Origin of the sequence: Mesorhizobium sp. B2-3-13, assembly GCF_006442195.1 — a bacterium.
In the GTDB taxonomy this organism is placed as follows: Bacteria; Pseudomonadota; Alphaproteobacteria; order Rhizobiales; family Rhizobiaceae; genus Mesorhizobium; species Mesorhizobium salmacidum.
On record NZ_VFVQ01000002.1, the window covers coordinates 206,137 to 232,124 of the forward strand.

General features: G+C 63.4%; 27 protein-coding genes. 17 read left to right on the forward strand and 10 right to left on the reverse strand.

The window, feature by feature from the left end; genetic code table 11:
* Positions 1 to 10 precede the first annotated feature (10 nt).
* From FJ941_RS03470 to FJ941_RS03490, 5 genes are read left to right on the forward strand one after another with little or no spacing between them, the layout of a single operon-like run.
* Positions 11 to 898, forward strand: a complete 888-nt coding sequence (locus FJ941_RS03470; RefSeq protein WP_140503089.1) for a sugar phosphate isomerase/epimerase — start codon at positions 11 to 13, stop codon at positions 896 to 898.
* A 52-nt stretch (positions 899 to 950) separates the two neighbouring features.
* Positions 951 to 2,120, forward strand: coding sequence for a mandelate racemase/muconate lactonizing enzyme family protein (locus FJ941_RS03475; RefSeq protein WP_140503091.1), 1,170 nt, complete (start codon positions 951 to 953; stop codon positions 2,118 to 2,120).
* A gap of 2 nt (positions 2,121 to 2,122) precedes the next feature.
* Positions 2,123 to 2,842, forward strand: coding sequence for a FadR/GntR family transcriptional regulator (locus tag FJ941_RS03480; RefSeq protein ID WP_140503093.1), 720 nt, complete (start codon positions 2,123 to 2,125; stop codon positions 2,840 to 2,842).
* Positions 2,843 to 2,856: 14 nt separating this feature from the next.
* Complete coding sequence (locus FJ941_RS03485; RefSeq protein WP_140503463.1) at positions 2,857 to 3,837, forward strand: hydroxyacid dehydrogenase; 981 nt, start codon at positions 2,857 to 2,859, stop codon at positions 3,835 to 3,837.
* A 39-nt stretch (positions 3,838 to 3,876) separates the two neighbouring features.
* Positions 3,877 to 4,266 (forward strand): hypothetical protein, encoded by a 390-nt coding sequence (locus FJ941_RS03490; RefSeq protein WP_140503095.1) that lies wholly within the window; start codon positions 3,877 to 3,879, stop codon positions 4,264 to 4,266.
* Positions 4,267 to 4,290: 24 nt separating this feature from the next.
* On the opposite strand, the gene FJ941_RS03495 is transcribed toward FJ941_RS03490, so the two are convergent.
* Positions 4,291 to 5,586 (reverse strand): amidase, encoded by a 1,296-nt coding sequence (locus FJ941_RS03495; protein WP_140503097.1) that lies wholly within the window; start codon positions 5,584 to 5,586, stop codon positions 4,291 to 4,293.
* Between the two features lie 116 nt (positions 5,587 to 5,702).
* Here FJ941_RS03495 and FJ941_RS03500 point away from each other — a divergent pair, with 116 nt between their 5' ends.
* Positions 5,703 to 6,050, forward strand: a complete 348-nt coding sequence (locus tag FJ941_RS03500; RefSeq protein WP_140503098.1) for a GFA family protein — start codon at positions 5,703 to 5,705, stop codon at positions 6,048 to 6,050.
* A 113-nt stretch (positions 6,051 to 6,163) separates the two neighbouring features.
* Here FJ941_RS03500 and FJ941_RS03505 read toward each other — a convergent pair whose 3' ends face one another.
* Positions 6,164 to 7,378, reverse strand: coding sequence for an MFS transporter (locus FJ941_RS03505; RefSeq protein WP_140503100.1), 1,215 nt, complete (start codon positions 7,376 to 7,378; stop codon positions 6,164 to 6,166).
* A gap of 177 nt (positions 7,379 to 7,555) precedes the next feature.
* Here FJ941_RS03505 and FJ941_RS03510 point away from each other — a divergent pair, with 177 nt between their 5' ends.
* The gene (locus FJ941_RS03510; RefSeq protein ID WP_140503102.1) at positions 7,556 to 8,527 is read left to right on the forward strand and encodes an AraC family transcriptional regulator; all 972 of its coding nucleotides are present in this window, start codon (positions 7,556 to 7,558) and stop codon (positions 8,525 to 8,527) included.
* 117 nt (positions 8,528 to 8,644) lie between these two features.
* On the forward strand, positions 8,645 to 9,076 hold the full coding sequence (locus FJ941_RS03515) for a DUF4437 domain-containing protein (RefSeq protein WP_140503104.1): 432 nt from the start codon (positions 8,645 to 8,647) through the stop codon (positions 9,074 to 9,076).
* Positions 9,077 to 9,082: 6 nt separating this feature from the next.
* On the opposite strand, the gene FJ941_RS03520 is transcribed toward FJ941_RS03515, so the two are convergent.
* The 7 genes from FJ941_RS03520 to FJ941_RS03550 form a co-directional block, all read right to left on the reverse strand.
* Complete coding sequence (locus FJ941_RS03520; protein ID WP_140503105.1) at positions 9,083 to 10,186, reverse strand: ABC transporter ATP-binding protein; 1,104 nt, start codon at positions 10,184 to 10,186, stop codon at positions 9,083 to 9,085.
* Positions 10,186 to 11,289 carry an ABC transporter ATP-binding protein gene (locus FJ941_RS03525; protein WP_140503107.1) on the reverse strand — a complete coding sequence of 368 codons (1,104 nt, stop codon included), beginning with the start codon at positions 11,287 to 11,289 and terminating at the stop codon, positions 10,186 to 10,188. Before FJ941_RS03525 ends, FJ941_RS03520 begins: the two co-directional genes overlap by 1 nt.
* The gene (locus FJ941_RS03530; protein ID WP_140503109.1) at positions 11,286 to 11,516 is read right to left on the reverse strand and encodes a hypothetical protein; all 231 of its coding nucleotides are present in this window, start codon (positions 11,514 to 11,516) and stop codon (positions 11,286 to 11,288) included. The genes FJ941_RS03525 and FJ941_RS03530 overlap by 4 nt, the downstream gene beginning before the upstream one ends.
* Complete coding sequence (locus FJ941_RS03535) at positions 11,513 to 12,472, reverse strand: carbohydrate ABC transporter permease (protein WP_027144637.1); 960 nt, start codon at positions 12,470 to 12,472, stop codon at positions 11,513 to 11,515. The genes FJ941_RS03530 and FJ941_RS03535 overlap by 4 nt, the downstream gene beginning before the upstream one ends.
* Position 12,473: 1 nt before the next feature.
* Entirely contained in the window at positions 12,474 to 13,379 is a 906-nt protein-coding gene (locus FJ941_RS03540; protein WP_015315632.1) for a sugar ABC transporter permease, read from the reverse strand.
* A gap of 69 nt (positions 13,380 to 13,448) precedes the next feature.
* Positions 13,449 to 14,765, reverse strand: a complete 1,317-nt coding sequence (locus FJ941_RS03545; RefSeq protein WP_027144635.1) for an ABC transporter substrate-binding protein — start codon at positions 14,763 to 14,765, stop codon at positions 13,449 to 13,451.
* A gap of 366 nt (positions 14,766 to 15,131) precedes the next feature.
* A complete protein-coding gene (locus FJ941_RS03550) occupies positions 15,132 to 15,809 on the reverse strand; it encodes a TetR/AcrR family transcriptional regulator (RefSeq protein ID WP_140503111.1) in 678 nt (225 codons plus the stop codon).
* Positions 15,810 to 15,948: 139 nt separating this feature from the next.
* On the opposite strand from FJ941_RS03550, the gene FJ941_RS03555 reads away from it, so the two are divergent.
* The 3 genes from FJ941_RS03555 to FJ941_RS03565 are packed head-to-tail and all read left to right on the forward strand — an operon-like array spanning position 15,949 to position 18,435.
* Positions 15,949 to 17,145: a Tm-1-like ATP-binding domain-containing protein gene (locus tag FJ941_RS03555; protein ID WP_140503113.1), complete on the forward strand. Its 1,197-nt coding sequence runs from the start codon at positions 15,949 to 15,951 to the stop codon at positions 17,143 to 17,145.
* Positions 17,146 to 17,154: 9 nt separating this feature from the next.
* Positions 17,155 to 18,012: a phosphoenolpyruvate hydrolase family protein gene (locus FJ941_RS03560; protein WP_140503115.1), complete on the forward strand. Its 858-nt coding sequence runs from the start codon at positions 17,155 to 17,157 to the stop codon at positions 18,010 to 18,012.
* Positions 18,013 to 18,018: 6 nt separating this feature from the next.
* A complete protein-coding gene (locus FJ941_RS03565) occupies positions 18,019 to 18,435 on the forward strand; it encodes a cupin domain-containing protein (protein WP_140503117.1) in 417 nt (138 codons plus the stop codon).
* 206 nt (positions 18,436 to 18,641) lie between these two features.
* Here the strand turns inward: FJ941_RS03565 and FJ941_RS03570 are convergent, their stop codons facing one another.
* Positions 18,642 to 19,832 carry a Xaa-Pro peptidase family protein gene (locus tag FJ941_RS03570; RefSeq protein ID WP_140503119.1) on the reverse strand — a complete coding sequence of 397 codons (1,191 nt, stop codon included), beginning with the start codon at positions 19,830 to 19,832 and terminating at the stop codon, positions 18,642 to 18,644.
* 365 nt (positions 19,833 to 20,197) lie between these two features.
* Between FJ941_RS03570 and FJ941_RS03575 the strand changes: the two genes are divergently transcribed.
* The 6 genes from FJ941_RS03575 to FJ941_RS03600 all read left to right on the forward strand — a co-directional run bounded on the left by FJ941_RS03575 (position 20,198) and on the right by FJ941_RS03600 (position 25,937).
* Positions 20,198 to 21,808: an ABC transporter substrate-binding protein gene (locus tag FJ941_RS03575; RefSeq protein WP_140503121.1), complete on the forward strand. Its 1,611-nt coding sequence runs from the start codon at positions 20,198 to 20,200 to the stop codon at positions 21,806 to 21,808.
* A 149-nt stretch (positions 21,809 to 21,957) separates the two neighbouring features.
* A complete protein-coding gene (locus FJ941_RS03580; RefSeq protein WP_140503123.1) occupies positions 21,958 to 22,944 on the forward strand; it encodes an ABC transporter permease in 987 nt (328 codons plus the stop codon).
* Positions 22,941 to 23,771, forward strand: a complete 831-nt coding sequence (locus tag FJ941_RS03585; RefSeq protein WP_140503125.1) for an ABC transporter permease — start codon at positions 22,941 to 22,943, stop codon at positions 23,769 to 23,771. Before FJ941_RS03580 ends, FJ941_RS03585 begins: the two co-directional genes overlap by 4 nt.
* On the forward strand, positions 23,768 to 24,652 hold the full coding sequence (locus FJ941_RS03590; RefSeq protein WP_140503127.1) for an ABC transporter ATP-binding protein: 885 nt from the start codon (positions 23,768 to 23,770) through the stop codon (positions 24,650 to 24,652). The genes FJ941_RS03585 and FJ941_RS03590 overlap by 4 nt, the downstream gene beginning before the upstream one ends.
* Positions 24,649 to 25,434, forward strand: a complete 786-nt coding sequence (locus FJ941_RS03595) for an ATP-binding cassette domain-containing protein (RefSeq protein ID WP_140503129.1) — start codon at positions 24,649 to 24,651, stop codon at positions 25,432 to 25,434. The genes FJ941_RS03590 and FJ941_RS03595 overlap by 4 nt, the downstream gene beginning before the upstream one ends.
* On the forward strand, positions 25,431 to 25,937 hold the full coding sequence (locus FJ941_RS03600; protein ID WP_140503131.1) for an L-2-amino-thiazoline-4-carboxylic acid hydrolase: 507 nt from the start codon (positions 25,431 to 25,433) through the stop codon (positions 25,935 to 25,937). The genes FJ941_RS03595 and FJ941_RS03600 overlap by 4 nt, the downstream gene beginning before the upstream one ends.
* Positions 25,938 to 25,988 lie beyond the last annotated feature (51 nt).

A 25,988-nucleotide genomic window follows, 5' to 3' on the forward strand; every position in this document is an offset into this window, starting at 1 on the left:
AGGACAGGCCATGCATCTTTCGACGCACAACTGGATGCGCGCGGAACCGCTTGAGACGACGCTCAAGCGCATCAAGAAATTCGGCTATGAGTCGATCGAGATTTCCGGCGAGCCCGCGCAGTACAAGACCAAGGAGACACGGGCGCTGCTGAAGGAGCATGGCATCCGCTGCTGGGGCGCGGTCACCTTGATGCTGGGTGAACGTAACCTTGCCGCCAGGAACCAGGGCCAGCGTGAGCGCTCCGTGCAATACGTCAAGGACGTGCTGACGATGGTCAGCGAACTCGACGGCGAGATCATCACGCTGGTTCCGGCAACCGTCGGCAAGGTGGTGCCGGACGGCACCGAGGAGGAGGAGTGGAAGTGGGTCGTCGATGCGACCCGCGAATGTTTCACCCACGCCAAGAAGGTCGGCGTCAAGATCGCTATCGAACCGCTCAACCGCTTCGAAACCTATCTGTTCAATCGCGGCGCCCAGGCGCTGGCGCTGGCCGATGCGGTCAGCCCCGAATGCGGCGTCTGCCTTGACGCCTATCATATCCACATGGAGGAATTTAACGTCCATGACGCCATCCGGCAGGTTGGAAAGCGCCTGTTCGACTTCCATGTCGCCGACAACAATCGCTTCGCCGCCGGGCTCGGCCAGATCGACTGGCCAAGGATCGTCGCGACCTTGAAGGAAGTCGGTTATGACGGCGCGCTGACCAATGAATTCGTCGCCCCGGTCGACCGCACGCCGGCAGCACCCTATCCCGAAATGGTCGAGCGCCACCCGGTCGATATCTCGCCCGAGCAGCTGAAGTTCATCCAGGATCACGGCTCCAGCGTGCTCACCGAGAAATTCTACACCGACCAGATGCGCATCACCGCCGAAACGCTGTTGCCGCTGATCAAGTAGTCGACGCCTGGAATTTGCCTTCCGCCCTACCGGCGGCGGGCAGGGGAACAAAATGCGCATCAAGACAGTCCAGGCCTGGTGGGTCCGCGTGCCGATCGAAGCCGCGAAGCAGCATCGTAGTGACTTCGGCCAGGTGACGACCTTCGACGCCGCCATTCTGCGCATCGAAACCGATGACGGGCTGGTCGGCTGGGGCGAAGGCAAGAACGCAGCTGGCAGCGCGGGCAGCTACGGCGCTCTCGTCCACATGCTGAACCACGAGGTCGGCCCGCAATTGATCGGCCGCGATCCGGCCGATATCGGCATCATCTGGGAGATGCTCTACAACGGCGTACGCCATGAGAGCGCCGCCCATGCCGGCCACGCCATGCCGCAACTGGCGCGGCGCGGCATGAGCATCGCCGCTATCAGCGCCGTCGACATCGCGCTCTGGGACATCCTTGGCAAGTCGCTGGGCCAGCCGGTCTGGCGATTGCTCGGCGGCCGCAAGGCCGATCGCATGCAGGCCTATGCCTCCGGCGGCTGGGCCTCCGCCGATGCCATCGGCGAGCAATTGAGATCCTACGTCGCCAGGGGCGGCTTCAAGGCGCTGAAGATGCGGGTGGGCGCCATGGATGGCGCGGCACACATTTCCGCCGCCCGCGTGCGCGCTGCGCGCCAGGCGCTCGGCCCCGACGTCGAGCTGATGGTCGATGCCCACGGCACCTATACGGTGGCGGAGGCCAAGCGCTTCATCCATCTCGTCGGCGATCTCGATCTCGCCTGGTTCGAGGAGCCTGTGATCGCCGACGACAAGCCGGGCATGGCCGAAGTGCGCACCGCCGGCGCGGTTCCGATCGCCACCGGCGAGAGCGAGGCGACGCGCTATGCCTTCCGCGACCTCGCCATGCTCAAGGCCGCCGACATCTTCCAGCCGGACCCGGCCTTCTGCGGCGGCATCAGCGAGGCGATGAAGATCGGCACCATCGCCAGCGCCTTCAATTTGCGCTTCGCGCCGCATCTTTGGGCCGGTGCGCCATGCTTCTTCGCCGGACTGCATGTCTGCGCCGCCTCGCCTTCGAGTTTCACGGTTGAATATTCGCTCGGCGCCAACCCGATGATCCACGATCTGATCGAAGAGACTGTCGAAGCAAGGGACGGCATGATAGCGATCCCGGAAAAGCCCGGATTGGGATTCACCATTTCGGAGCGATTCCTGGAGGCGCACGCGCAACGCAATTGAAGATGAAAGAAAAGAACCTTCTCGCGGAACTCGCCGCCTATCTGTTCTCCCATTCGGACAAGGAGAGCGGCCGCACGCCGTCGGAACGCGAGCTGGCGGAGCATTTCGGCGTCAGCCGTGGCCAGATCCGCGAAGCGCTCGCCATCCTCGAAGCCATGCGCATTGTCGAGCGCCGCGCCAAATCGGGCATCTACATCGACACCAAGCAGGCAAGCGTCGAGGCGCTGGCACTGTTTGCGCGCGCCGGCCTGCCGCTCGATCCCTTGCAGATTTATGAAACGGTCGAGTTACGCAAGATCCATGAGATCAAGGCTGCCGAGCTTGCCTGCTCGCGCGCCACCGAGGAGAATTTCGAGCGCCTGCGCGAAATCCTTAGGGCATCGGAAGACCGCATCGCCGCGGGCGAAGGCCTGGCCAAGGAGGACCGCGAATTTCATCTGGAGATCGTGCGCGCCACCAAGAACAGCGTCTTCCACAACATCTGTAGCGTCTACTATCTGATGGGCGAGCAGCGCCTGCCGATCTACTTCAACGATCCCGAACGTAGCGTGCGCTCGCATGCCGAGCACGTGCAGATCTACGAGGCGCTGCTGCGCCGCGATGGCAATCTCGCCCAGGCGCTGATGAGCGCCCACCTCCAAGGCGCGGAAAGCTATTGGAAGGGCCTGATCGAGGGCGGTATGGCGGCTGTGCCCGCGGGCGCGACACTCGAAAAGGCCTGACCGTGACCCAGGCCATGCCCAAGATCCTGTCGACCCATCCGCTGCATCCGCGCGCCACGGCCAGGCTCGCCGGCGCCGGTCAGCTCGTCATTGCCTCCGCGCTCGACGCCGCCACCTTGACCAGGGAGGCCAAGGACGCCGACATCGTCATTGTGCGGGCGCCACTGCCGCCGGCATTGTTCGAGGGAGCCTGGAAGCTGAGGGCCGCGATCCGCCATGGCGCCGGGCTCGACATGATCCCGATGGAAGCGGCCGCGGCAGCCGGCGTGCTCGTGGCCAACGTGCCGGCGGTCAATGCCCGCTCGGTCGCCGAACATGTCATGTTTACCGCGCTTGCACTGCTGCGGCAGTTCCGCAGGGTCGACCGCGACCTGCGTGCCAAGGGCTGGCTTGCCGGCCGCGAGCATGCCAATTCCAACATCGAACTCGCCGGCAAGACTCTCGGCATTGTCGGTCTCGGCGCCGTCGGGCAGGCCGTCGGCCATATCGCCGCGCACGGCTTCGACCTGAAAGTGGTGGCAACGACGCGCAGCATGCAGCCGGCGCCGGAAAAGGTCGGCTTCCTGTCGATCGACGCGCTGGTCGAGCAGAGCGACATCATCGTGCTCTGCTGCCCGCTGACGCCGGAGACCCGCGGCCTGATCAGCCGCGAACGCATCGCCCGCATGAAGCCCAACGCACTGCTGATCAACGTGTCGCGCGGGCCGGTCGTCGATGATGACGCGTTGATCGAGGCCTTGCGGGAGCGCCGCATCGGCGGCGCCGCGCTCGACGTTTTCACGACGCAGCCGCTGCCGCCAAATCATCCCTATTTCGGCTTCGACAATGTCGTCATCACCCCGCATATGGCGGGGATCACCGAGGAATCGATGATGCGCATGGGCGTCGGCGCGGCCAGCGAAGTCTTGCTGGTGCTGGCCGGCAAGCTGCCGGTCAATCTGCGCAATCCGGAAGTGGTCGATCATTACCGGCGACGGTTTCCGGCGCAGATATAGCATCGCGGTTTCGCCCCAATTCTCCGCGACGTTGAGGCCATGCCCGGTCTTCGCCTTGCATCTCTGATTGCCGCAACTTCCTCCATCTGCACCTTGCCGGCACTCGCTGCGGCCGAGAGCAGCTATGTCTATTGCGACAACGGGATGCGCTGCTTGAAGGCGCCCTGTCCATCGAGCAGCGCGCTCGATCTCGTCACCGGCACGATCATCAAGGGTGTGTCGATCGACACCAGCGGATTGCCGCAGGCCGACAAAGCGATAACCGATCAGTCCGACGTGCTTTATAGCGGAAAGATCGTGGTCAGGGGCGCGATCGAGCAGCGCACGCAGACCATCACCGGCAAGGATTACAGCTTGCCCTGGCTGGTCGCGACCCGCATCGTGCGCACCGCCAAGGACGGCGAACGCAAGCACTGTTCATCGCGCTGATCCGCCACTGCGGCTCACTGCCGATCAACCACCCAGCAGCCCCTCCACTGACGCGGCGATACTCAGCAGACGACTGTCATGGCCATTGCGCGCCACGAGCATCAGTCCGGCAGGCAGCTTCATGCCTGGCATCGGCAACGAGATTGCGCAGAGGTCGAATTGGTTGGCGACCTGCGTGTTGCGCAAAACCAGTCCTTCGATACGATCACGCAGTTCGGCATCCTCCGCCAGGGAAGCGATGGTCGGCGCCGTCACCGGCACGGTTGGTAGGGCCAGCACATCGATCGACGCCAGCCGCTCATCCATCGCGGCGGTAAGCGCGGCACGGCGGCGGAGCGCCCTGATATAAACCGGCGTCGGCAGCAGTGCGGCGCGCGCCAGCGGCCTGCTGACATGCGGATCCACCGGCACCGGTGCGCCTGTCGCCAGCCAGTCGGCATGCACTTCCGCGCCCTCCATCGCCGCGATCGATCCGCGCTTGGTGGCCGCGCGCAGATCCGCGATCATGTCGTCGATCGGCAGATCCGCAATGCGTGCGCCAGCCTGTTCGATCCTGCCAAGACAATGCTCGAAGGCCGCGGCAATTTCGCCTTCCGTGTCGCCGAAGAGAACGCCGCGCGGAATGCCGATGCGAAGCCCGGCGAGTGGAATGGCCACCAACTCGTTCGGCTCCTCGCCGGCCATCACCGCGTCGGCGGCGGCGCATTGCGGGACGGTTCGGGCGAGCGGTCCGACCGAGTCCAACGTTCCCGAAAGCGGAAAGGCGCCGGAGAGCGGCACGCGCCGCGCTGTCGGCTTGAAACCGACGACACCATTGAGCGCCGCCGGAATACGGATCGAACCACCGGTGTCGGATCCGATCGAGATTTCGCTCGTCTCCTCGCCCACAGACACCCCGGCGCCCGAGGACGAACCACCTGGAATGCGGCTGGCATGAACGGCATTGCCTGGCGTGCCATAATGCATGTTGTCGCCGATCGCGGTGAAGGCGAATTCGGTCATGTTGGTCTTGCCGATAATGACGGCGCCGGCCTGGCGCAGCCTGCCGACGATGGTGGCATCGCGCATAGCGGGCGCGGCGGTCCTGCGCATCAGCGAACCGGCCGTGGTCGGCTCGCCGACGACATCGAACAAATCCTTGATCGAGACAATGGTGCCGTCGAGCGGCCCGAGCGTCACGCCCACTCTTTTGCGGGCGTCGCTGGCATCAGCGGCAGCGCGCGCCGCTTCGGCATAGAGCTTCGTGAAGGCCTTCTCGTCGGCCGCGCGATAGGCAAGACGTGACAGGATGTTTTCGAGACGGTCGCGGATTGATTGCATGTCGGTGTCGGACTCCGCCAGGATAGAAACGTCCTTAGGGCAACCAGCCGCTAAGCCTGCCGAAGGGATAACCCGGCCAGCGTGCCTTTGCACCTGCCAGCGATAGGAAGATACTGATGCTGTACAAAGGCAGCTGCCATTGCGGCAAGGTTGCTTTCGAGGTGGAGGGCGAGCTTGAGGGCGTCGTGCGCTGCAATTGCTCGATCTGCGCCCGCAAGGGTGCGCTGCTATGGGCCGTGCCACGTGACAGGCTTACCCTCGTCGCCTGGGGCGATGACCTTGGCCGCTACACATTCGGCGAGGCGAGAATAGCGCACCGCTTCTGCCGAACCTGCGGCATCCATCCTTTTGCCGAGGACACCAGCGAAGGCGGCGAACGCAGCGCTTACGTCAACATCAATTGCGTCATCGGTCTCGACCCGTCCGCCTTGCCGATCTTCGACTTCGACGGGCGGGCAGTCTAAGCTTCCCAGTATCCCCCATCGCCCGCTATTCGTTCACCGCTGCCTCAAAATAACGGCGGCCCGAAAGCCGTAAGGGTTCTCGGGCCGTTGCCAGGGACGACCGTTGGGAGAGACTATTCGGCCTGCTTCGGACCGCGCAGGAATACCACGATGGCAGCCAGCAACGTCGCCGCGCCGCAATAGGCAAAGGCGCTGGCAACGCCGGCATGGTCGACCAGCAGACCGCCAAAGACGGCGCCCATCGCAATCGCCACCTGGAAGGTCGCTACCATCAGGCCGCCGGCGCTTTCAGCCTGGTCCGGCGCTGCCCGCACCAGCCAGCTCTGCAACCCGACCGGCACCGCGCCGAAGGCAAAGCCCCAGCCCGCGACGGCGGCGGCGGCGACCATGGGCGAAGTGCCAAGGATCAGCATCGAGGCGGCCGCCAATGCAATCAGCAGGGGCGCTAGGGCCACCGCGGCCTTGAGGTTGCGCTCGGCCAGGATGCCGCCGGCGATGTTGCCGAAGAAACCGCCCATGCCGTAGGCCAGCAGCACCAGGGAGATCGTCTCGATGTTGAGCACCGGCACCTTCTCAAGGAAGGGACGGACATAGGTGAAGCCGGCAAAGTGCCCGGACGCGACAAGCAGCACCACCAGCAGGGCAACCCTGATCGACGGCCGCTCCAGCACCCCGAGCAAGGTGCGGAAGCTCGCGACCCCCATCGGCGGCAGCTTCGGAATGGTGGCCAATTGCACCAGCAGCGCCAGCGCCCCGACGATCGTCGCAATCATGAAGGCCGTGCGCCAGCCCCAGACGTCGCCGACATAGGCGCCGACCGGAGCGGCGGTAACGGTGGCAAGCGACACGCCGGTCAGGATGATCGACATGGCGCGCGGCATCAGCCGCATCGGCGCCAGCCGCAACGCCATGGCCGCCGACATTGCCCAGAAGCCGCCAAGGGCCACGCCGAGCACGACACGGGCAAGCAGAAGCATGGATAGCGACGAGGCAAAGGTGGCGAGAAGATTGGACAGGATGAGGAACATCGTCAACATCCACATCACCAGCCTGCGGTCCATGCGCCTTGTGATGATGGCCATGGTGGGGGCGGCGATGGCGCCGACGATGGCGGTTGCCGTCACCGCCTGCCCTGCCACGCCTTCGCTTACGCCCAGATCGCGCGCCATCGGCGTCAAAAGGCTGGCGGGCAGGAATTCGGCGGTGACCAGACCGAAAACGCCAAGGGCGAGCGAGACCACGGCGCCCCATGCGGGCTCGGTTCGTTCATCGGATTCTGCGGGGTTCAGAAGTGCGGCGTCAATGGCGCCTGTCGCGGGGTCGGCCATGGTCAGTCTCCGATGTTTGCAGCGCCACATAGAAACGAACCGGCTCGGGCTACCGTTACACGCCTTGCCGCCATGGCTTGGCTATGCGGCCGGTCTTCCGTTTGTTTGCAGCGCAGCATTTGGCTGCAGCGCAACGTGGGAGTGACGGGTTGGAGTTTCCATGCTAGAAACACCAGGATGAATTACAATTCGTCCAAAATGACGCTGCCGACTTCTGGTGATCCGCTGACCGACATGCTGCGCGGATTACGGCTCGACGGCGTCGACTATGGCCGCTGCGTGTTGGGCGAGCCCTGGGCCGTTTCCTTCCCCGCACAGAAGGCGGCGCGGTTTCATTTCATCGGCCAGCAGGGTTGCTGGCTGTTCTCGCCGGCCAGGGAGTGGATCGAACTCTCCGTAGGCGACGCGCTTCTGATCCCGCGCGGCGACGCGCATGTCCTGGCCAGCGCGCCCGGCGTGCCCCCGGTGCCGATCGGCCGCTACACGATCGAACCGGTGTGCGAGAACATCTACGACGTCTCCAACGAGTGCGGTGGGCCCAAGACGTTGCTGTTTTGCGGCAGCATGCATTTCAATCTCGACGGCTCGCACCCGCTGCTCGACATGATGCCAAACCTGATGCAGGCGCATAAGTTGATGGCGAACGCGCCGGGTATTCAGCATCTGCTCGACGCGATGGCCGGCGAGGTGACGATGGACCGGGTCGGCTCCGGCGGAATCCTTGCCCGCCTTGCCGATGTGCTCGCCGCCACGATCATCCGCTCCTGGGTGGAGAACGGCTGTGGCGATGCCACCGGCTGGATCGCCGCCGTCCGCAATCCCGACGTCGGCAAAGTGCTGGCAGCCATCCACCTGCAGCCGGATCGCGATTGGAGCGTCGAGGCGCTGGCGCGGATGATGGGAGCCTCGCGCTCCGCCTTTGCCCAGCGCTTCGCCACAGTGGTCGGAGAGACGCCGGCCAAATATGTGCTGCGCGTGCGCATGCACCAAGCCAGGCAATGGTTGGCCCGCGATGGCATGAGGGTATCGGTGGCGGCGGCGAAACTGGGTTATGATTCGGAAGCATCCTTCAGCCGCGCCTTCAAGCGGGTGATGGGCGTGGCGCCGAGCCATCTGCGCCACATTGGTGCCGGCGACGACCCGTCCTGACGTCAGGCAACGAAATCGCTCCAATCCTTCCCGGCTGGAGGAATTGCCAGGTCTTTTGGACGCAGCGTCATTGCCGGCCGGCTTCCGGCGGATAATCTGGTCCGTGGAGGAAATCCCATGGCCAATCATTTCGCACTGCTGGCGCTTGGTGTCCTGTCGGTCATTCCCGGACGCGCCTTTGCCCTCGAGGATAGCTATCTGCCGGCAGGCAAGATCCCTTACGTCGCCGAGGCGCCGGACCAGCCGCAGCGCCTGGGACCACTGTGGGGCGAAAGGGCCAAGGGGCCTGCCGGCACCTTGCTGAAAGTCCCGGGCAACTGGCGCGCTCCTGTTCACGCGCACACCGCCGACTATCGCGCCGTAGTCATCCAGGGTCTATGGGCGCACTGGCAGATGGAAGGCGGTGAGGCGACCAAGGTCGAACTGCCACCTGGTTCCTACTGGACGCAAAAGGCCAACGAGATGCATGACGACGCCTGCCTGTCGGAGACGGAATGCGTGATCCTGTTGATCAACGACACGCCATACGAAACCTATCTGCCAAAATAGCCGCGCTTATGACGCGTGCCGCAGGCTGACCCCACTGCCCTTGTCGAACAGCACCACCTTGTCGGGGTTCCATGCAAAGCGCACCGGTTGCTCGATCGCGACGTCGGTCCTGGCCGGCACCGTGGCGCGCAGTGTCGTATCGCCGACCCGCAGCGTCAGGATCTTTTCCACGCCATGGTTCTCGACGTCGTGGACACGCGCCTCGACCGGTGCGCCGCTTTCCAGATAGACATCCTCCGGACGGATGCCGAAGACGAGCGGGCGACCGTCGGTCGCCCCACTCGCCCCAGCCCCCGCAAAGATTTTAGCCGCCCCCGCAAAAGGCAGTTCGAAATTCAACGGCGCCATCACCGCCCGGCCGTTCACCAACCTGCCGTCGATCAGGTTCATCGGCGGCGAGCCGACGAAGCTCGCTACATAGGTGTCGCGCGGATTGTTGTAGATCTCGTGCGGCGTGCCGGTCTGGATGATGCGGCCGTGGTTGAGCACGCCGACTTTGTCGCCCATCGACATCGCCTCGATCTGGTCGTGGGTGACGAACAGGAAGGTGGCGCCGAGCTGTATCTGCAGGTTCTTCAACTCGGTGCGCAGCGCCTCGCGCAATTTGGCGTCGAGCGCCGACAGCGGCTCGTCCATCAGGAACACGCGCGGCTTGCGCACGATGGCGCGGCCGATGGAGACGCGCTGCATCTCGCCGCCGGATAGCCGGTCGGTCTTGCGGTCGAGCAGGTGCTCGATCCGCAGCGTGCGGGCGGCGCGGTCGACGCGGTCCTTGATCTCGGCGTCCGGCAGACGGCGGATCTTCGGCTTCAGCGGAAATTCGAGATTCTCGCGCACCGTGTAACGCGGATAAAGCGAGTATTGCTGCAGCACCAGCGCCACGTCGCGCTCGGCCGCGCCCCAGTCGGCAACGTCGACCCCATCGATGAAGACCTGCCCCTCGCTCGGCTTCTCCAGGCCGGCGATCAGACGCAGCGTCGTCGTCTTGCCGGCGCCCGTTTCGCCGAGCAAGACAAAGAATTCGCCATCGGCGATGTCGAGGTCGAGCCCGGTCAAGGCCGTGTGGTTGCCGAAAGTCTTGGAGATGTTCTTGAGCTGGATATGGGCCATCAGAGCCTCACCTCAAGCGACTTGCCGCTTGACTTGTCGAAGAAATGCGCCTGCGTCGGATCGATCCTGGCAAAGACCTTTTCGCCGGGACCTGAAATGTAGCCACTCTTGGTGCGGGCACGCAGCATCTTGGAGCCGACCTTGAGGTCGACGATGTCGAAGGAGCCGAGCGGTTCGACGATCTGCGTCTCGACGGCCATGAAGCCATCGGCCGCGTCACGGCGAATGAGCACCCCTTCGGGCCGAATGCCGAGCGCCAGGCTGCCACTGGCATGGCCATTGAGCTTCGACAGCAATGTGCGGGGAAACTCGAAGCCGGAAGCCGCTCCACCGACCGAGACCGAAACGGAAGACGCCGTCTCGGCGACCGCCGCGTCGGCGACGTTCATCACCGGGCTGCCGACGAACTGGGCCACGAACAGGTTGGCCGGACGCGAATAGACCTCGTCGGGCGTTCCCACCTGCTGCAGCACCCCCTCATGCATGATGACGATGCGGTCCGCCAGGCTCATCGCCTCGATCTGATCGTGCGTGACATAGATGGTGGTCGAGCCCTGCTTGATGTGCAGCCGCTTGATCTCGGCCCGCATCTCCTCGCGCAGCTTGGCGTCAAGCGCACCGATCGGCTCATCCATCAGCATCGCCTTCGGCCGCCGCACCAGCGCCCGGCCGATGGCGACGCGCTGCATGTCGCCGCCTGAGAGCGCCGACGGTTTCTTGGCCAACAGGTCCAAGATTTGCAGCGTTTTGGCGACCGAACGTACTTCCTGGTCGATTTCGCTTTTGCTCTTGCGCGTGGCGCGGAGTGGAAAGGCGATGTTCTCGTAGACGCTCATATGCGGGTAGAGCGAAAACGACTGGAACACCATGGCGATATCGCGGTCGGCCGCCTTCAAATGCTGGACCGGTTTGCCATCGATGAGGATATCCCCCTCATCGATGGTTTCCAGCCCGGCGATGGCGCGCAACGTCGTCGTCTTGCCGCAGCCGGACTGGCCGAGCAGCACGATGAACTCATTGTCCGCGATCTTGAGGTTGAGGTCCTTGATGACCTGGACGGCACCGAAGAATTTCTGGACGCCGCGAAGCTCGATCTGGGTCAATGCTGTGCTCCCGGATTTCGCGCATCCGCGCCATGGCCGGTGCCGGCCTGTTCCTCGGGTGCGATCTTCGAGGTGATGTTGAAGCCGATCAGCCCGATCAGGATGATGGTCAGGCCATAGGCGTGCAGCAGCATGTTCCAGGGCTGGCAGAGGGCCACGATGCCGAGCACCATGAGTATTTGCGAACCCGGTTCCAGATATTTCTGATTGATGGCGCGAAAGCTCATTTGCGGATTGCTCCGAAGGACATGCCGCGCAAGAGATGATTGCGGAGCAGGAAGGTGAAGATGGCGACCGGCAGCAGGAACAGGAAGGTTCCGGCGGCGATCACCGTCCAGTCCGGCAGGCCGGAGCCGACCTGGCTGGGAATGAACGGCGGTGCGGTCTGGGCGCGGCGGTTGGTCATGATCAGGGCGAAGGCATATTCGTTCCACGCCGTGATGAAGCAGAAGACGGCGGTGGCGGCGATGCCGGTGGCGGCCTCCGGCAGCACGATCTTGAAGAAGGCTTCCATGCGGGTGTAACCATCGACCAGTGCCGCCTCCTCATATTCCTTCGGGATTTCATCCATGAAACCCTTCATCAGCCACACCGAGAAGGACAGGTTGAAGGCGGTGTAGAGGATGATCAGCCCGATGTGGGTATCGTTGAGGCCGACCGCGCGGTACATCAGGAACATCGGGATCGCCACCACCACGGGTGGCAACATGCGTGTCGACAGGATGAAGAAGAGCAGGTCCGCCTCTCCCTTCACCTTGAAGCGCGAGAACCCATAGGCGGTGAACGTGCCCATGCCGACCGCCAGCACCGTCGATGTGATGGCGATGATCAGCGAGTTCAGAAAGCGGCTCGGATAGCCGGACCACTGCACCTGGCCCTTGCCGTCGCGCACGATCTTTTCGCCACCGTCGAAGACGACGCGCTCCCACCATGGGGCCGCCGCGTACTCTTCCGGCGACGGCGGACTGCGCAATTGAGATCGCTTGGTGAACAGCTTCACAAAGGGCGATATCTCCGGCTGAAAGACCACGGTCGGCGGAATGGTCGTGGCAAGATTGCGCGGCTTGAACGCCGTTGATGCGATCCAGTAGATCGGCGCCAGGAATATTATCGTCACCAGCAGCACGGCGACGATGGCGACGCGGTTGAAGGTGATTTCGGAAGAAGTGCGGACGGCGGCCATCTCAGCGCTCCTTCACCTTGTTGAGGTATTTGACATAGATGTTGGTGATCGCCAGCACCATGATCAGCACGATGTAGGCCATCGCGCAGGAGCGCCCGGTCTGCCATTCCTGGAACGCCATCTTGTAGAGCCGGATCGAGATCAGCTCGGCCGTCGGCTGGCTGGTCAGGATGTAGGCAAGGTCGAAGGTCTTGAACGCTTCCATGGTGCGGAAAATGACCGCGATCATCAGGATCGGCGCGACCAGCGGCAGCGTGATACGGAAGAAGGTGTAGAACGGCCCGGCGCGGTCGATCGCGGCGGCTTCGTAGAGATGCTTCGGCACCGCCGACAGGCCGGCCAACGACAGCAGCATGACGAAGGGTGACCACATCCAGATGTCGGTCAGCGCGACGGCGTAAAGCGCCATCTTGGGGTCGGCCAGCCACTCGAAATTGCCGAGCCCGAGCGCATAGTTGATGACCCCCCATGACGGGTCGTAAAGCAATTTCCAGAACAGCCCGACGACCGCCATCGACAGCATCATCGGCAGCAGCAGCAGTGTGGTGATAAGACCCTTGAGCGGAATATCCCGGTTGAGCAGCATCGCCACGCCGAAGCCGACGAGCAACTGTCCGACGACCGAGACAATCACGTATTTCGCCGTGATGGCGAAGTTCGACCAGACATAGGGGTCGTTGAGCAGGTCGCGATAGTTCTGCAGCCCGACGAAATTCGCCGGCGCGTTGGTCGACGCGCGGAAGTCGGTGAAGGAATAGCCGAGCGAGTAGATCAGCGGGAAAATGTTGAAGACGATCAGGAACAGAACCGTCGGGATGATGAAGAGATTGCGGATGGAAATATCGCTCAGGCCGCGCGCCGCGGCACGCGAGGATCTGTCGAGGGTGGTGATCATCGTGGTCGCCAAGACCCTGCTCCCGGTTCAAGAAAAAGAAACGGAGGAGGCGACACCGCCCCCTCCGCGGGACATGAATAATTATTGGCCGCGGCCGTATTTCTTGAAGGTCGCGTTCCAGTCTCCAGCCAAGGCGTCCAGCGTTTCCTTGGCGGTGCCACTGCCGCCGATTATGTAGGGATAGACGCGCTGGTTCAGTTGCTGCAGCAGTTCGGCATATTCCGGCACCGCCCAGAAGTCCTTCACCTTGAACATGGTCTCGTAGAAGGCCTTGTTGTAGGGCGTGGCGTTCTGGAACTCAGGCGACTTGAGCACTGCCTGGCTGCAGGTATAGCCGCCAAGGGCCGCCCACTTCTTCTGGGTCTCGTCCTTGATGAACCATTCGAGGAACTTCATCGCCTCTTCCTGCTTCTGCGAGTACGAGATGACGGAGATACCTTGCCCGCCGAGCGCGGCGAACTGGTCGCCATTGGGACCGGGAGGGTTGGCGAAGAAGCCGGTGTTCTTGGCATTCGGGTTCGACGCTTCGTTGATCAGCGACGGGAAGAACGCGAAGAAGTTCATGCTCATCGCGGCCAGGTTTTCCGTGATTGCCTGGTTGTCCTCGACGAAGAACGATTTGGCCCAACCCGGAGGCGTGAACTTGTAGAGTTCCTTATAGGCATCGAGCGCGGCCACCGCCTTGTCGGAGTTGATGTGACCATCGACCTTGTAGGTCGTGTAGTCGCCCAACTCACCGCCATAGGAGAACAGCGCGTTCTCGAAGCCCATCGCCATCGCGTCGTAGGAATTGTCGGTGTAGATGGCGATGCCGTATCTCTTCTGATCCGGCCGGTGGAAGAACTCGGCGATGTCGCGCAGCGCCTTGAAGTCCTTCGGCACGTCGAGGTCGTAGCCGTACTTGGCCTTGAAGGCTTCCTTCTCCTTCGGATCCTCGAACCAGTCCTTGCGATAGGACCAGCCGACGGCATCGCCCTCGAGCGGGATCGCCCAGTATTTGCCGCTGTTGCCGGGATACTCGGCATAGTATTTCACCGTCGCCGGTGCCATGACGTTGCCAAGATCATGCTTCTTGAAAAAGTCGGTCAGGTCGACATAGTGGCCGCCGGTGGAACCGGCGCCGAGCCACTGCGAGTCGCCAACGACTAGGTCATAGGCGTCGCCATGGGCGTTGAACTCGGTGAAGGCCTTGGTCTGGAAGTCGGACCAGGGCGTAGTCTCCACCGTGATCTTGACGCCGGTTTCCTTCTCGTACTCGTTGCCGAGTTCCTGCAGGTAATTGGCCGGATCCCACTCCGCCCAGAAGATGGTGAGCGACTTTTCCTGCGCGTAGACGGATGTTCCGCAGGCAAGCGTTAAGCCGATACCAGCAAGCACGCTGGTCACTAACTTGCGCATAATGATTTCCTCCCTTGTGCGCATTCTACCTTGTCTTGCGAGCCGGCGACGGAGCTGGCCCTGGTAGTTCCTCCGGTGGTCGCGCTTTCCGAAATTCGGAGCCTCCTCGCTCTGTCCGGAAATGGGTCGCAGCCCTCACTTTCGATCCGCTTTTCTTTCCAAATCTGGTATTACCAATTATGAATGCCCGTCAAGCCCTTTCTTGCGCAACGATGCCTGCCAAAGCCGTCGAATTTCAGACTTATCCAACTGTTTTCCCTGTATTTTCCTACTCGTTGATATGCTTTGGCCTTGTGCGGACTTTTGCATGGCGGGTATTATGAGTGGTCGACGCGCTAATCTGGTAGAACCAGATTAGCGCTATTCCTATGTCGTCGCCAGCGTCATCCCAGGCGTATCGGTGGCCGACTCCGCGATCGCCGCGCGCACCAACGCACTCGCCGCCCATTGCGCGACCGACATCGTCCGGGGGCTGTCCAGCCCCCATATATCCTTGAGCACGATCAGCACCTCCACGCCGAAGATGAGCGACAGCGCCTGCGCCAGCCGCTTGAAGTCGCGCGGCGGCAAGCGGCCCTTGAGCGGCGCGAGCGCCTCTTTCAGCAATTCGACGCGATGGCCGCGCGTGAAGGCAGGCTCGCCGCCCAGCGTACCCGCCTGGCGTCGCGCCCATTGATCGAGCGAGAGCTTCAACGCTGCCTTGAATGTCGCCTCGAAGGCCTCGATGCGCGGCATGGCCGTATCGAACAGTTCTGCGACCCGGCGCTCGGCGTCGGCGGCGGTGGATTTCCAGGTGAGGATCGGCCCGAGTCCCTCGTCGACGACCGCCTGCACCAAGGCTGCCTGGCTCGGGAAATAGCGATAGGCGGTGGCGCGGGAAACCTCGGCCGCCTCCGCCACCTCGCTGACCGAGGGCGTCGCCCCCGCCTGCATCAGCCTTGTCGCCGTCTCCAGCATCAGCCGTTTCGTACGCGCGCGGGGTCCGCGTTCGGCTCTCTCACCGGTGTCTTCGTTCGTTGCGGGTTGTTGACGTGAGACACTCATACCAATACGATACGCGCGTCTCAAAAAATTGCAATGGCAGCCCCTATCCTGGAGTGGCTATGTTGACGCTTTATGGCGCACAAAGCTTTCATCTGCTGAGCATCACCACCTTTGGGCCAGCCAGCACAGGGGGGCGCAGATGAAGCGCGTCTATGTGGTGGGCACGGCCGATACCAAGGGCGAGGAACTCGGCTTCCTCGCAGATGCGATCGCAGCCACGGGCGCCGTCGTTTGCCGTGTCGATATCGGCACGCGAGGCGCGACCGTGCCGGTCGACGTCTCGGCTGAGGAGGTCGCCGCCTGTCACCCCGATGGCCGCGGTGCGGTGCTCGGCATCAACGACCGCGGCAGATCGGTTGCGGCGATGGCTGGGGCATTCACGCGTTTTGTCCAGTCGTGCACCGACATATCAGGTGTGGTCGGCATTGGCGGTGGTGGCGGCACCTCGATCATCACCGCGGGCATGCGCGCGCTGCCGCTCGGCCTGCCCAAGATCATGGTCTCGACGCTCGCTTCGGGCGACACCGCTCCCTATGTGGACGTATCCGACATCATCATGATGCCATCGGTGACGGACATGGCTGGCCTCAACCAGCTGTCTCGTGTCGTCCTGCACAACGCCGCCCAGGCGATAGCGGGCATGGCAGGCAATCCGGCGACGGCAGCGGACGGCAAAGCATCGATCGGCCTTACCATGTTCGGCGTCACCACGCCTTGCGTGACCGCAATCGCCGATCAATTGCGCGACATCTACGACTGCATGGTCTTCCATGCCACCGGCACCGGCGGCCGCAGCATGGAGAAATTGGCCGACAGCGGCCTGCTGTCGGGTGTCATCGACATCACCACAACGGAGGTCTGCGACCTGCTGTTCAATGGCGTGCTGCCGGCGACGCAGGATCGTTTCGGTGCCATCGCCCGCACCGGCCTGCCCTATGTCGGTTCGGTGGGCGCGCTCGACATGGTCAACTTCTGGGCGCCTTCGACCATTCCGGAGCGCTATCGCGGCCGGCTGTTCTATGAGCACAACCCGAACGTCACCCTGATGCGCACGACCGCACAGGAGTGCCGCGCGATCGGCGAATGGATTGGTACCAGGCTCGCCCATTGCGAAGGTCCAGTGCATTTCCTGATCCCGGAAAAAGGCGTCTCCGCACTCGATATCGAAGGCGGCGCCTTCTTCGATCCGGAAGCCGATGCCGTCCTGTTCGACGCCATCGAGCGCACCATCAGGCCGGCTGCGACGCGCCGCGTCACCCGCCTGCCGCTGCACATCAACGATCCCGAATTCGCCAGGGCCGCGGTCGCTGCCTTTCTCGATATCGCCAGACAGTGAGCCCCAGACATGCCAGCCATACCGCGCAAGGACATATTGAAGAAATTCCGGGGAATGATCGACAAGGGCGTGCCGATCGTCGGCGGCGGTGCCGGCACCGGCCTGTCGGCCAAGGCAGAGGAAGCCGGCGGCATCGACCTCATCATCATCTATAATTCCGGCCGCTACCGCATGGCCGGACGTGGCTCGGCCGCGGGCCTGCTCGCCTATGGCAATGCCAACGAGATCGTCAAGGAGATGGCCTATGAGGTCTTGCCGGTGGTCAGACGCACGCCCGTGCTGGCCGGCGTCAACGGCACCGATCCCTTCGTCATCATGCCGCTGCTGCTGGCGGAACTGAAGACGATGGGCTTTTCCGGCGTGCAGAATTTCCCGACCATCGGTCTCTTCGACGGCACCATGCGGCAGAGCTTCGAGGAGACCGGCATGGGCTTCGGCCTCGAGGTCGACATGATCGCCGAGGCGCACAAGCTCGATCTCTTGACCACGCCCTATGTCTTCACCCCCGAAGAAGCCCGCGCCATGGCCAAGGCCGGAGCCGACATCGTCGTTGCCCATATGGGTGTGACGACTGGCGGCTCGATCGGCGCCACCTCGGCCAAGTCGCTCGACGACTGCGTCGTTGTCATCGACGCCATTGCCGAGGCCGCGCGCTCGGTACGCAAGGATGTCATCCTGCTTTGCCATGGCGGCCCAATCTCAATGCCCGACGATGCGCGCTACATCCTCTCCCATGCCAAAGGCCTGCACGGCTTTTATGGCGCGAGCTCGATGGAACGGCTGCCCGCGGAAGCCGCGATCGCCAGGCAGACAGCGGATTTTAAGGCGCTCGGCGGCGAGAAGACCGCCAAGAAAAAAAAGGGATGATGAGAGATGGCCGACAAGAGCAAGGTGTTTGTCTACCCGAAGGACGTCAGCGCCTTCGGTTTCGACTGGGGGAAATTGTCCCTGACCGTTGCGCCCGAAGTGAATGGCGCGACCCGCTTTTCCGGCGGCGTCGTCGACCTGCCCTCGGGCAAGGGCCATACCCGCCATAACCATCCGGGCGCCGAGGAAATCATCTTCGTCATCTCGGGCCATGGCGAACAGATGGTCGAGGACGAGAAGGGCAATCCGGTGGTCGAGAATGTCGGCCCCGGCTGCACCATCTATGTGCCGGAAAGCCGATTCCACTCGACGCTCAACACTGGTGACGGGCCTATGCAGCTCTTCGTGGTTTATGCGCCGGCGGGACCGGAGCTTGGGTTGCGTGAATTGCCGGATTTCAGGCTGATCCCGGCGGGACAGTGATGATCTGCTCGGGGCGGCGCCGCCCCTCATTGTCCTGCCGGACATTTCTCCCCGTAAAGTGACGGTGAGAAGGACGCTACACCGATGCTTTCGTCAATTTTCAACGGTGCAGGACGAGCGCGGAGGTTGCGACAGCTCCCTTCTGCCAGCCCCTATACGGGAGAAGGTGGCGGCAGCCGGATGAGGGGCAGCGCACCTCAATCCAATCAGGCCGTACCACCCTTGTTCCAGCCCCTGCCCCGATCACCGAACATCACATAACCAGCATCCGTCACCGCCACCGTATCCTCCAGCTTGATGAAGCCGCGCGTCGGGTGAAGCATGGTGGTCTCCACCGACAGCACCATGTTTTTCTCCAGCGGCTTGGCGGCATAAGTGCCTTCATAAGTCACCGGATGGTTGGTCATCAGGAACGGCGCCTCATGCGTGATCAGGCCCATGCCGTGGGCGAAGAAATCCGTGTAGGGCGCGACCTTGGATGTCTTCAGCACACCCTCGGCGTGAGCAATCATGTCGCCGCCCAGCACACCTGCCCTCACCTTCGAGAAGGCCGCCTGCTGCACGGCCTCGACCTCGGCCAGCAGATCTTCCAGCTCCGCGTCCGGTTCGCCCAGAATGCCCATCCTGCAGAGGTCGCCTATATAGCCGTGATAATTACCGCCGGAATCGATCGACAGCACCTCGCCGTTCTTCCACGCCTGGCTTGACGAAGCGCGGTTGTGGCTGGAGCCCAGCGTAAGCAGGCAATATTCGAAATGCGCGCCGCGATTGGTCTCCTCGCGCCGGAGCTGCTCGATGATCTCGCTCTTTGTCGTGCCCTCGTGCGCCCAGGCGATGGTCGCCAGCATGGAATCCGTGATCAATTCGGAGGCGGTGCGCAGCTTTTCGAGCTCGGCGTCAGTCTTGATGGCGCGCATGCGCTCCAGCATGTCGGTCGCATCGATCAGCTGGGCGTCCGGCAGCGCCTTGCGGATCAGCGCATAGGCGTCCGATGGCAGGAAACCGGGTTCGATGCCGAAGCGGGCACCGTCCTTGCCGATCTTCCTGACATGCTCGACCGCGAGATTGGCGGCATCGAGCGTGCCCCAGCAGGCGGCATGCAGCGTCGGCGTCCAGAACGGATGGTTCTGGTGCTCGCCGCCCTCCATGCGGTTGCCGACATAGGCCGCATGGTCCGGCCCGCCCTTCTCGTAGACGACGATTGGCAGGTAGCGGCTGTGACCGATCGCATCCATGGCGGCGAAGAAGATGAACTTGTAGCCGCCCAACAGATACTGCGTGTTGTGCTTGGAGGTCGCAAGCAGCACGTCGATGCCGGCCTCCTCCATAAGCCGGTCGACCCTCGTCTGGTCGAACGGGATATTGCTGACGGCACTCTTGCCCGGCGCAATGTTCATCACTCTCTCCCTGAATTGCCCGGGATCGGTGCTGTTTCGCACTCGATCCGCCGGCTCGCGATCAAATCTGCACCATTTTTCTCACTGTGGTCTAGCCAGAATGTTTATGACGCAACGCCCGGACGATCACCAAGCGTCATTTGTCCATATATCCGCAGATCTGGTCCTACCAGACAGCCGAATTGAATGGACTTGTGCTAACTGGTCCAGCGGACGAAAATTTCAAAGCCAAGCAAGGATGCGCCAATTCCATCTCTGGCGAAACCCTCGGCAAGGCTCATAATCCCGCCGCAAGAATGCCGATGCACGCGCCGGCGTTCGAGGGGTGTTGTCGCGCCCGGTCGCGGAGAGGACGGAGTTCGATCATGTCAGGTTTCACCATTTCCAGGCGCACCATGCTTACCGGCTCGGCAATACTGCTGGCCTCCACGGCCATGCCGACATCAAGCTGGGCACAGACGCCGAAGAAGGGCGGCCGGCTCGTGCTTGCCGCCGATTCCGAGCCACGCAATCTCAATCCGGCGATCGTCGCCTCCAACGGCGTCTTCTTCATCTCCAGCAAGATCGTCGAGACGCTGGCCGAAGCCTCCTTCGACGGCAAGGATGGGCTTGCACCTCGGCTGGCGGTGAGCTGGGAAGGGGCCGCCGACGGGTTGTCGGCGACGTTCAAGCTGCGCGAAGGAGTCAAATGGCATGACGGCAAGCCGTTCACCTCGGCCGACGTCGCCTTCTCGGCGCTGCAGATCTGGAAGCCGCTGCAGAATCTCGGCCGCACGGTGTTCAAGGACCTCAGCGCGGTCGACACACCAGACGATCTGACCGCAGTGTTCAAATTCGCCAAGCCGACGCCGTTCCAGCTGATCCGAAACGCCTTGCCGGCACTGTCGAGCGTCGTGCCGAAGCACGTCTACGAAGTCGGCAAGATCGAGGACAACCCGGCCAACAACGCACCCATCGGCACCGGGCCGTTCAAGTTCGGCGAGTACAAGGCCGGCCAGTATTACCGGCTGACGAAGAACACCGATTACTGGGGCAAGGACGAGCCATATCTCGACGAAATCATTTATCAGGTCCTGCCCGACCGTACCTCGGCCGCTGCCGCGCTCGAAGCCGAGGAAATCCAGCTCGCGGCTTTCTCCGCCGTGCCACTGGCCGACCTCGACCGCATCTCCAAGGTTCCTGGCCTGAAGGTCATCACCAAGGGTTATGAGGGCCTGACCTACCAACTCGTGGTCGAAATCAACCATCGCCGCAAGGAACTGGCCGACGTCAAGGTGCGCCAGGCCATCGCGCATGCCATCGACAAGGATTTCGTCGTCAAGACGGTGTTCCTCGGCTATGCTGCCACCGCCACCGGCCCGGTGCCGAAGAACGATCCGCAATTCTACACCGCCGACGTGCCGACTTATGCCTTCGACGTCGCCAAGGCCAACGCGCTGCTCGATGAAGCCGGTTACAAGAAAGGCGCTGACGGCAACCGCTTCTCGCTCAAGCTCTTGCCGGCCCCCTATTTCAACGAGACAAAACAGTTCGGCGATTATTTGCGCCAGGCGCTCGCGGCAATAGGCATCGACGCGCAACTGGTCAACAACGACTCGGCGGCGCACATCAAGGCGGTCTACACCGACCACGCCTTCGACCTCGCGGTCGGCCCGCCGGTCTTCCGGGGCGATCCGGCCATCTCGACCACCATCCTGGTGCAGAGCGGCATTCCCGATGGCGTGCCGTTCTCCAACCAAGGCGGCTACAAGAACGATGCGCTCGACGCGCTGATCACCAAGGCCTCCGAAACGCTCGACACCACGGCGCGCACCGACCTCTACAAGGAGTTCCAGAAGCAGGTCGCGGCCGACCTGCCGCTGATCAACGTCGCCGAATGGAGTTTTATCAGCGTCGCCAGTGACAAGGTCGGCAACATCGCCAACAACCCGCGCTGGGCGGTTTCGAACTGGGCGGACACATATTTGGCAGGCTGATCTTCCTTGCGGATTGCCTGTCGGGGTGCTCAGCTCCGGAGAATGAGAGTTCCTTCGCGCCCCCCTCGGTCCTGCCGGACTGTCCAGCAGGACAGAGGGGGGCGCCGTAGGGCGCGACCTCTAGCGTCTGCAACCGGCGCCCTGTTGCCATGACCCGTGCCCTGGTCCTCCTCCGCCGTCGCCTCGTCGGCAGCATTTTCGTACTGCTGATCGTCGTCATCGGCACTTTCCTTTTGCTCGAAGCCGCCCCGGGTGATGCAGTCGACGCCTACATCGTCTCGACCGGCGGCGATGCCGGCATGATCGAGCTCTTGCGCCACCGCTGGGGCCTTGACCAGTCGGAGTTGACGCGGCTCGCCAACTATCTCTGGGCATTGCTGCATCTCGACCTCGGCCAGTCCGTCACCTTCTCCAGGCCGATCCGCGACGTCATCCTCGAGCGCTTGCCGACCACGCTCATCCTGATGGTCAGCGCCACCGCGCTCTCCTTCGGCCTCGGCTCGACGCTCGGCATCTATGCCGGCGCAACGCCCGGCGGTTTGCGTGACCGTTTTCTCTCCGTCGCCTCGCTGGCGCTCTACGCGGTGCCCGGCTTCTGGCTCGGCCTGGTGCTGATCGTAATCTTCGCCGTCGACCTGCGCTGGCTGCCGGTCGGCGGCGTCGAGACGCTGGCCTCGGACAAGACCGGTCTGGACCGCGCCGCCGACATAGCTATCCATCTGGTGCTGCCGGTTTCCGCACTCGGCTTCATCTATCTGGCGCTTTATCTGCGCATGATGCGCGCCGGCATGGCCGAGGTCTGGCGCCAGGATTTTGTGCTGGCCGCCCGCGCCAGGGGGCTATCGCGCCGCCGCATCGTGCTCGCCCATGTCGCCCGCAACGCACTGCTGCCGCTGGTCACCATGCTCGGCCTGCAATCGGCGCAGATGCTGGGGGGCAGCGTCGTCATCGAGAGCGTCTTTGCCGTGCCCGGCCTCGGCCGGCTGGCGCAGGAAGCGGTGGCCGCGCGCGACACCCCCTTGCTGCTTGGCATCATCCTCACAAGCGCATTGCTGGTCATCCTCATCAACCTTCTTGTCGACATCGCCTATGCCTTTCTCGATCCACGCGTCGGCGCCAGTGAGGCGGGCGCATGAACCGTCTGCGCCGTTTCTTGCGCACGCCCGAAGCGGTTGCCGGCACTATTCTTTTGACGGTGCTGTTTGCCATGGCGCTGTCGGCCTCGCTGCTGTTTCCCGGGGACCCGCAAGCGATTGCCGGCCCCGCGCTGCTGCCGCCATTCCAGGATTGGCCGCTGCCGCTCGGCACCGACCGGCTCGGCCGCGACGTACTGGCCGAACTGTTCCATGGCGCCCGTACCTCGCTTGCTGTCGGCCTTGCCGCGGCCGCCGCGGCCCTCGTCATCGGCGCTATCGTCGGCACGCTGGCCGGCTTTGCCGGCGGCCTCGTCGACGACGTGCTGATGCGCATCACCGACGCGTTCCAGACCGTACCTGGCTTCCTGCTGGCACTGGCCTTCGTCAGCGTGGTTGGCCCCTCGCTCGGCGTCGTCGTCGTGGCGATAGCACTCGGCACCTGGACCGGGCCAGCGCGCATTGCGCGCGCGGAAGTGCTGTCGATCCGTGAGCGCGACTATGTCGCCGGTGCCCGCGTCATCGGCATGAGTCCGCTGGAGATCGCCTTTCGCGAAGTGCTGCCCAATGCCTTGCCGCCGGTGCTGGCGATGTCGTCGGTCATAGTCGCCGCCGCGATCCTCACTGAAGCGGCCCTGTCCTTCCTTGGCCTCGGCGATCCCAACCGCGTCACCTGGGGTGGAATGATCGCGGAAGGGCGCGCTGTCTTGCGCACCGCGCCGTTCCTCTCGATCGTCCCGGGCATTGCGCTGGTGCTGACGGTATTGGGCGTCTATCTCGCCGGCGAAGGCATCGTCGAGACGACGGCCGTGCGCAGGGGTCTGTCGTGACGGTGCTGGCGTCGATCCGCGATCTGACGGTGACCTACCGCCGCGATGGCAGCGAGGTCGCGGCGCTGAAGAACATTACTCTCAATGTCCAGGCAGGCGAACGGCTGGCGATCATCGGCGAGAGTGGTTCGGGCAAGAGCACGCTGGCGCTGGCGATCGCGGGGTTGTTGCCGCAGTCCGCCAGGGCAGAAGGGAGCATCGAGTGGTTCTCCCTTTCATCGTTGGGTGCCAAGGCACCCCCCTCTGTCCTGCCGGAGGGGGACCTCGCAGGGCGCAGGGGGCGAAAGTCTGCCTCCGTGCCAAACCATACCCTCCTCGGCGGCCGCGACATTGGCTTCGTCTTCCAAGACCCATCAGCCAGCCTCGACCCGGTGATGACCGTCGGCAAACAAATCGCGGAAGTGGTGCGCACCCATCTTGGTCTCGGCTGGCCAGCATCTTATGCCAGGGCAGAGACACTGCTCGAACGCGTCCACCTGCCCGACCCTGACTCCACCATTCACGCCTTCCCGCACCAGCTCTCCGGCGGTCAAAAGCAGCGTGTGGCCATTGCCGCCGCGATTGCTGCCGGGCCGAAACTGCTGATCGCCGACGAGGCGACCAGCGCGCTTGACACCGTCGTGCAGGCCGAGATCGTCGCTCTGATCCGACGGCTGGTGGCCGAGGACGGCATGACGCTGCTGTTTATCAGCCATGACATTGCGCTTGCCACCGAGCTTGCCGGACGCATCGCCGTATTTCGTCACGGCGAACTGATCGAAATCGGCGGCACTGGGCAAATCGTCAACGCACCGACGCAAGCCTATACACGCGCGCTGCTCGACGCCCATATCGGCCTCGACGCCGAGCCGTTGCTGAACCGAAGCGGGCTGAATGCATGAGCCTGCTCATGGTGTCCAATCTCATCAAACGCTATAGTCGCGGCGGCAAGACCCTCGCCGCGGTGGACGATGTCTCCTTCCATATCGAGCCAGGCGAAACGCTGGCGCTGGCAGGCCCTTCCGGCAGCGGCAAGTCGACAATCGCGCGGCTGGTGCTGCGACTGATCGAGCCGGATAGCGGAAGCATCGAATTCGAAGGCGATAATTTCCTTGCCTTGCGCGGCGCGGCCTTGCGTGCGCGCCGCGCCCGCCTGCAGATGGTGTTCCAGGATCCGCTCGCCGCCTTCAATCCGCGCGCCACGGTGGCGCGCGTCCTCGACGACCCCTTGCGCATCCACGGCGTCGCCTCGCGATCCGAGCGCCCGCGCCGCATCGCTGCCCTGCTGGAACGGGTCGGCCTGGCGGCCGATCTTGCGCCCCGCGCCATCCACGAAATCTCCGGCGGTCAGCGGCAGCGCGTGGCGATTGCCCGCGCCATCGCCACCAAACCGTCGCTGATCGTGCTTGACGAAGCGGTATCGGCGCTCGATGTTTCAGTGCGCGGCCAGATCCTCAATCTGCTGCTCGACCTGCAGCGCGAGGAACGGATCGCCTATCTCTTAATTTCGCATGATCTCGGCGTCGTCCGGGCGGTCGCCCACCGTGTCATCCTTCTCGATGCCGGTCGGATCGCCGAGAGCGGTGGTGCCCGAACCGTCATCGGTGCACCGCAATCGGCCATCGGCCAGGCGCTGGTGGCAGCCGCCCCGAGATTACACAGGACCACACAGGACGCATCATGACCGATCCCGAAGCCAGAGCCGAGAAACTGTCGCGCGAGCTCGATTCCGCCTTCCGCAACCGGGCCGATCTCTATCGCCTGTTCCTCGACGAACTCACCGGCGAAGTGGGCGCCGAAAGAGCCGAGGCGATCATGATCCGCACCATCGAACAGCGTGGTAGGGAGGTTGCAGCGGCCGCTTTTGCCGCCTTCGGCCCCAACGATGCGCCAGCAATCGGCGAGGCGTTTCTGGCTGTCAGCCCGGATGGCGGCCTGATGTACCCGACCGATGTCGAACGCGGCGATGACCGCATCGCCTTCAAGGTCAAGCGCTGCCCGCTGAAGGATGCCTGGGTCGAGGCTGGTATCGGCGACGACAAGCTCGCGACCCTCTGCCGCATCGCCGGCGCCTTCGACCGCGGCCTCTTCGAGGCGACCGGCGTGCGCTTCGACAACATCACCTGGACGCCGGGCCGCGGCTCCGGCTGCTGCCACATCGTACTAACCAATCGAGATGCCGGCTAAGCAATTTATCGTCCTAAGAATGCGTTGAGGTTCAGCTCTGGCTGAGCCCAA

Excerpts from the sequence above, each read along its gene's own strand:
- FJ941_RS03470 (WP_140503089.1), top strand. The coding sequence starts at position 11 with ATGCATCTTTCGACGCACAACTGGATGCGCGCGGAACCGCTTGAGACG.
- FJ941_RS03475 (WP_140503091.1), top strand. The coding sequence starts at position 951 with ATGCGCATCAAGACAGTCCAGGCCTGGTGGGTCCGCGTGCCGATCGAA.
- FJ941_RS03480 (WP_140503093.1), top strand. The coding sequence starts at position 2,123 with ATGAAAGAAAAGAACCTTCTCGCGGAACTCGCCGCCTATCTGTTCTCC.
- FJ941_RS03485 (WP_140503463.1), top strand. The coding sequence starts at position 2,857 with ATGCCCAAGATCCTGTCGACCCATCCGCTGCATCCGCGCGCCACGGCC.
- FJ941_RS03490 (WP_140503095.1), top strand. The coding sequence starts at position 3,877 with ATGCCCGGTCTTCGCCTTGCATCTCTGATTGCCGCAACTTCCTCCATC.
- FJ941_RS03495 (WP_140503097.1), bottom strand. The coding sequence starts at position 5,586 with ATGCAATCAATCCGCGACCGTCTCGAAAACATCCTGTCACGTCTTGCC.
- FJ941_RS03500 (WP_140503098.1), top strand. The coding sequence starts at position 5,703 with ATGCTGTACAAAGGCAGCTGCCATTGCGGCAAGGTTGCTTTCGAGGTG.
- FJ941_RS03505 (WP_140503100.1), bottom strand. The coding sequence starts at position 7,378 with ATGGCCGACCCCGCGACAGGCGCCATTGACGCCGCACTTCTGAACCCC.
- FJ941_RS03510 (WP_140503102.1), top strand. The coding sequence starts at position 7,556 with ATGAATTACAATTCGTCCAAAATGACGCTGCCGACTTCTGGTGATCCG.
- FJ941_RS03515 (WP_140503104.1), top strand. The coding sequence starts at position 8,645 with ATGGCCAATCATTTCGCACTGCTGGCGCTTGGTGTCCTGTCGGTCATT.
- FJ941_RS03520 (WP_140503105.1), bottom strand. The coding sequence starts at position 10,186 with ATGGCCCATATCCAGCTCAAGAACATCTCCAAGACTTTCGGCAACCAC.
- FJ941_RS03530 (WP_140503109.1), bottom strand. The coding sequence starts at position 11,516 with ATGAGCTTTCGCGCCATCAATCAGAAATATCTGGAACCGGGTTCGCAA.
- FJ941_RS03535 (WP_027144637.1), bottom strand. The coding sequence starts at position 12,472 with ATGGCCGCCGTCCGCACTTCTTCCGAAATCACCTTCAACCGCGTCGCC.
- FJ941_RS03545 (WP_027144635.1), bottom strand. The coding sequence starts at position 14,765 with ATGCGCAAGTTAGTGACCAGCGTGCTTGCTGGTATCGGCTTAACGCTT.
- FJ941_RS03550 (WP_140503111.1), bottom strand. The coding sequence starts at position 15,809 with ATGAGTGTCTCACGTCAACAACCCGCAACGAACGAAGACACCGGTGAG.
- FJ941_RS03555 (WP_140503113.1), top strand. The coding sequence starts at position 15,949 with ATGAAGCGCGTCTATGTGGTGGGCACGGCCGATACCAAGGGCGAGGAA.
- FJ941_RS03560 (WP_140503115.1), top strand. The coding sequence starts at position 17,155 with ATGCCAGCCATACCGCGCAAGGACATATTGAAGAAATTCCGGGGAATG.
- FJ941_RS03565 (WP_140503117.1), top strand. The coding sequence starts at position 18,019 with ATGGCCGACAAGAGCAAGGTGTTTGTCTACCCGAAGGACGTCAGCGCC.
- FJ941_RS03570 (WP_140503119.1), bottom strand. The coding sequence starts at position 19,832 with ATGAACATTGCGCCGGGCAAGAGTGCCGTCAGCAATATCCCGTTCGAC.
- FJ941_RS03575 (WP_140503121.1), top strand. The coding sequence starts at position 20,198 with ATGTCAGGTTTCACCATTTCCAGGCGCACCATGCTTACCGGCTCGGCA.
- FJ941_RS03580 (WP_140503123.1), top strand. The coding sequence starts at position 21,958 with ATGACCCGTGCCCTGGTCCTCCTCCGCCGTCGCCTCGTCGGCAGCATT.
- FJ941_RS03585 (WP_140503125.1), top strand. The coding sequence starts at position 22,941 with ATGAACCGTCTGCGCCGTTTCTTGCGCACGCCCGAAGCGGTTGCCGGC.
- FJ941_RS03595 (WP_140503129.1), top strand. The coding sequence starts at position 24,649 with ATGAGCCTGCTCATGGTGTCCAATCTCATCAAACGCTATAGTCGCGGC.
- FJ941_RS03600 (WP_140503131.1), top strand. The coding sequence starts at position 25,431 with ATGACCGATCCCGAAGCCAGAGCCGAGAAACTGTCGCGCGAGCTCGAT.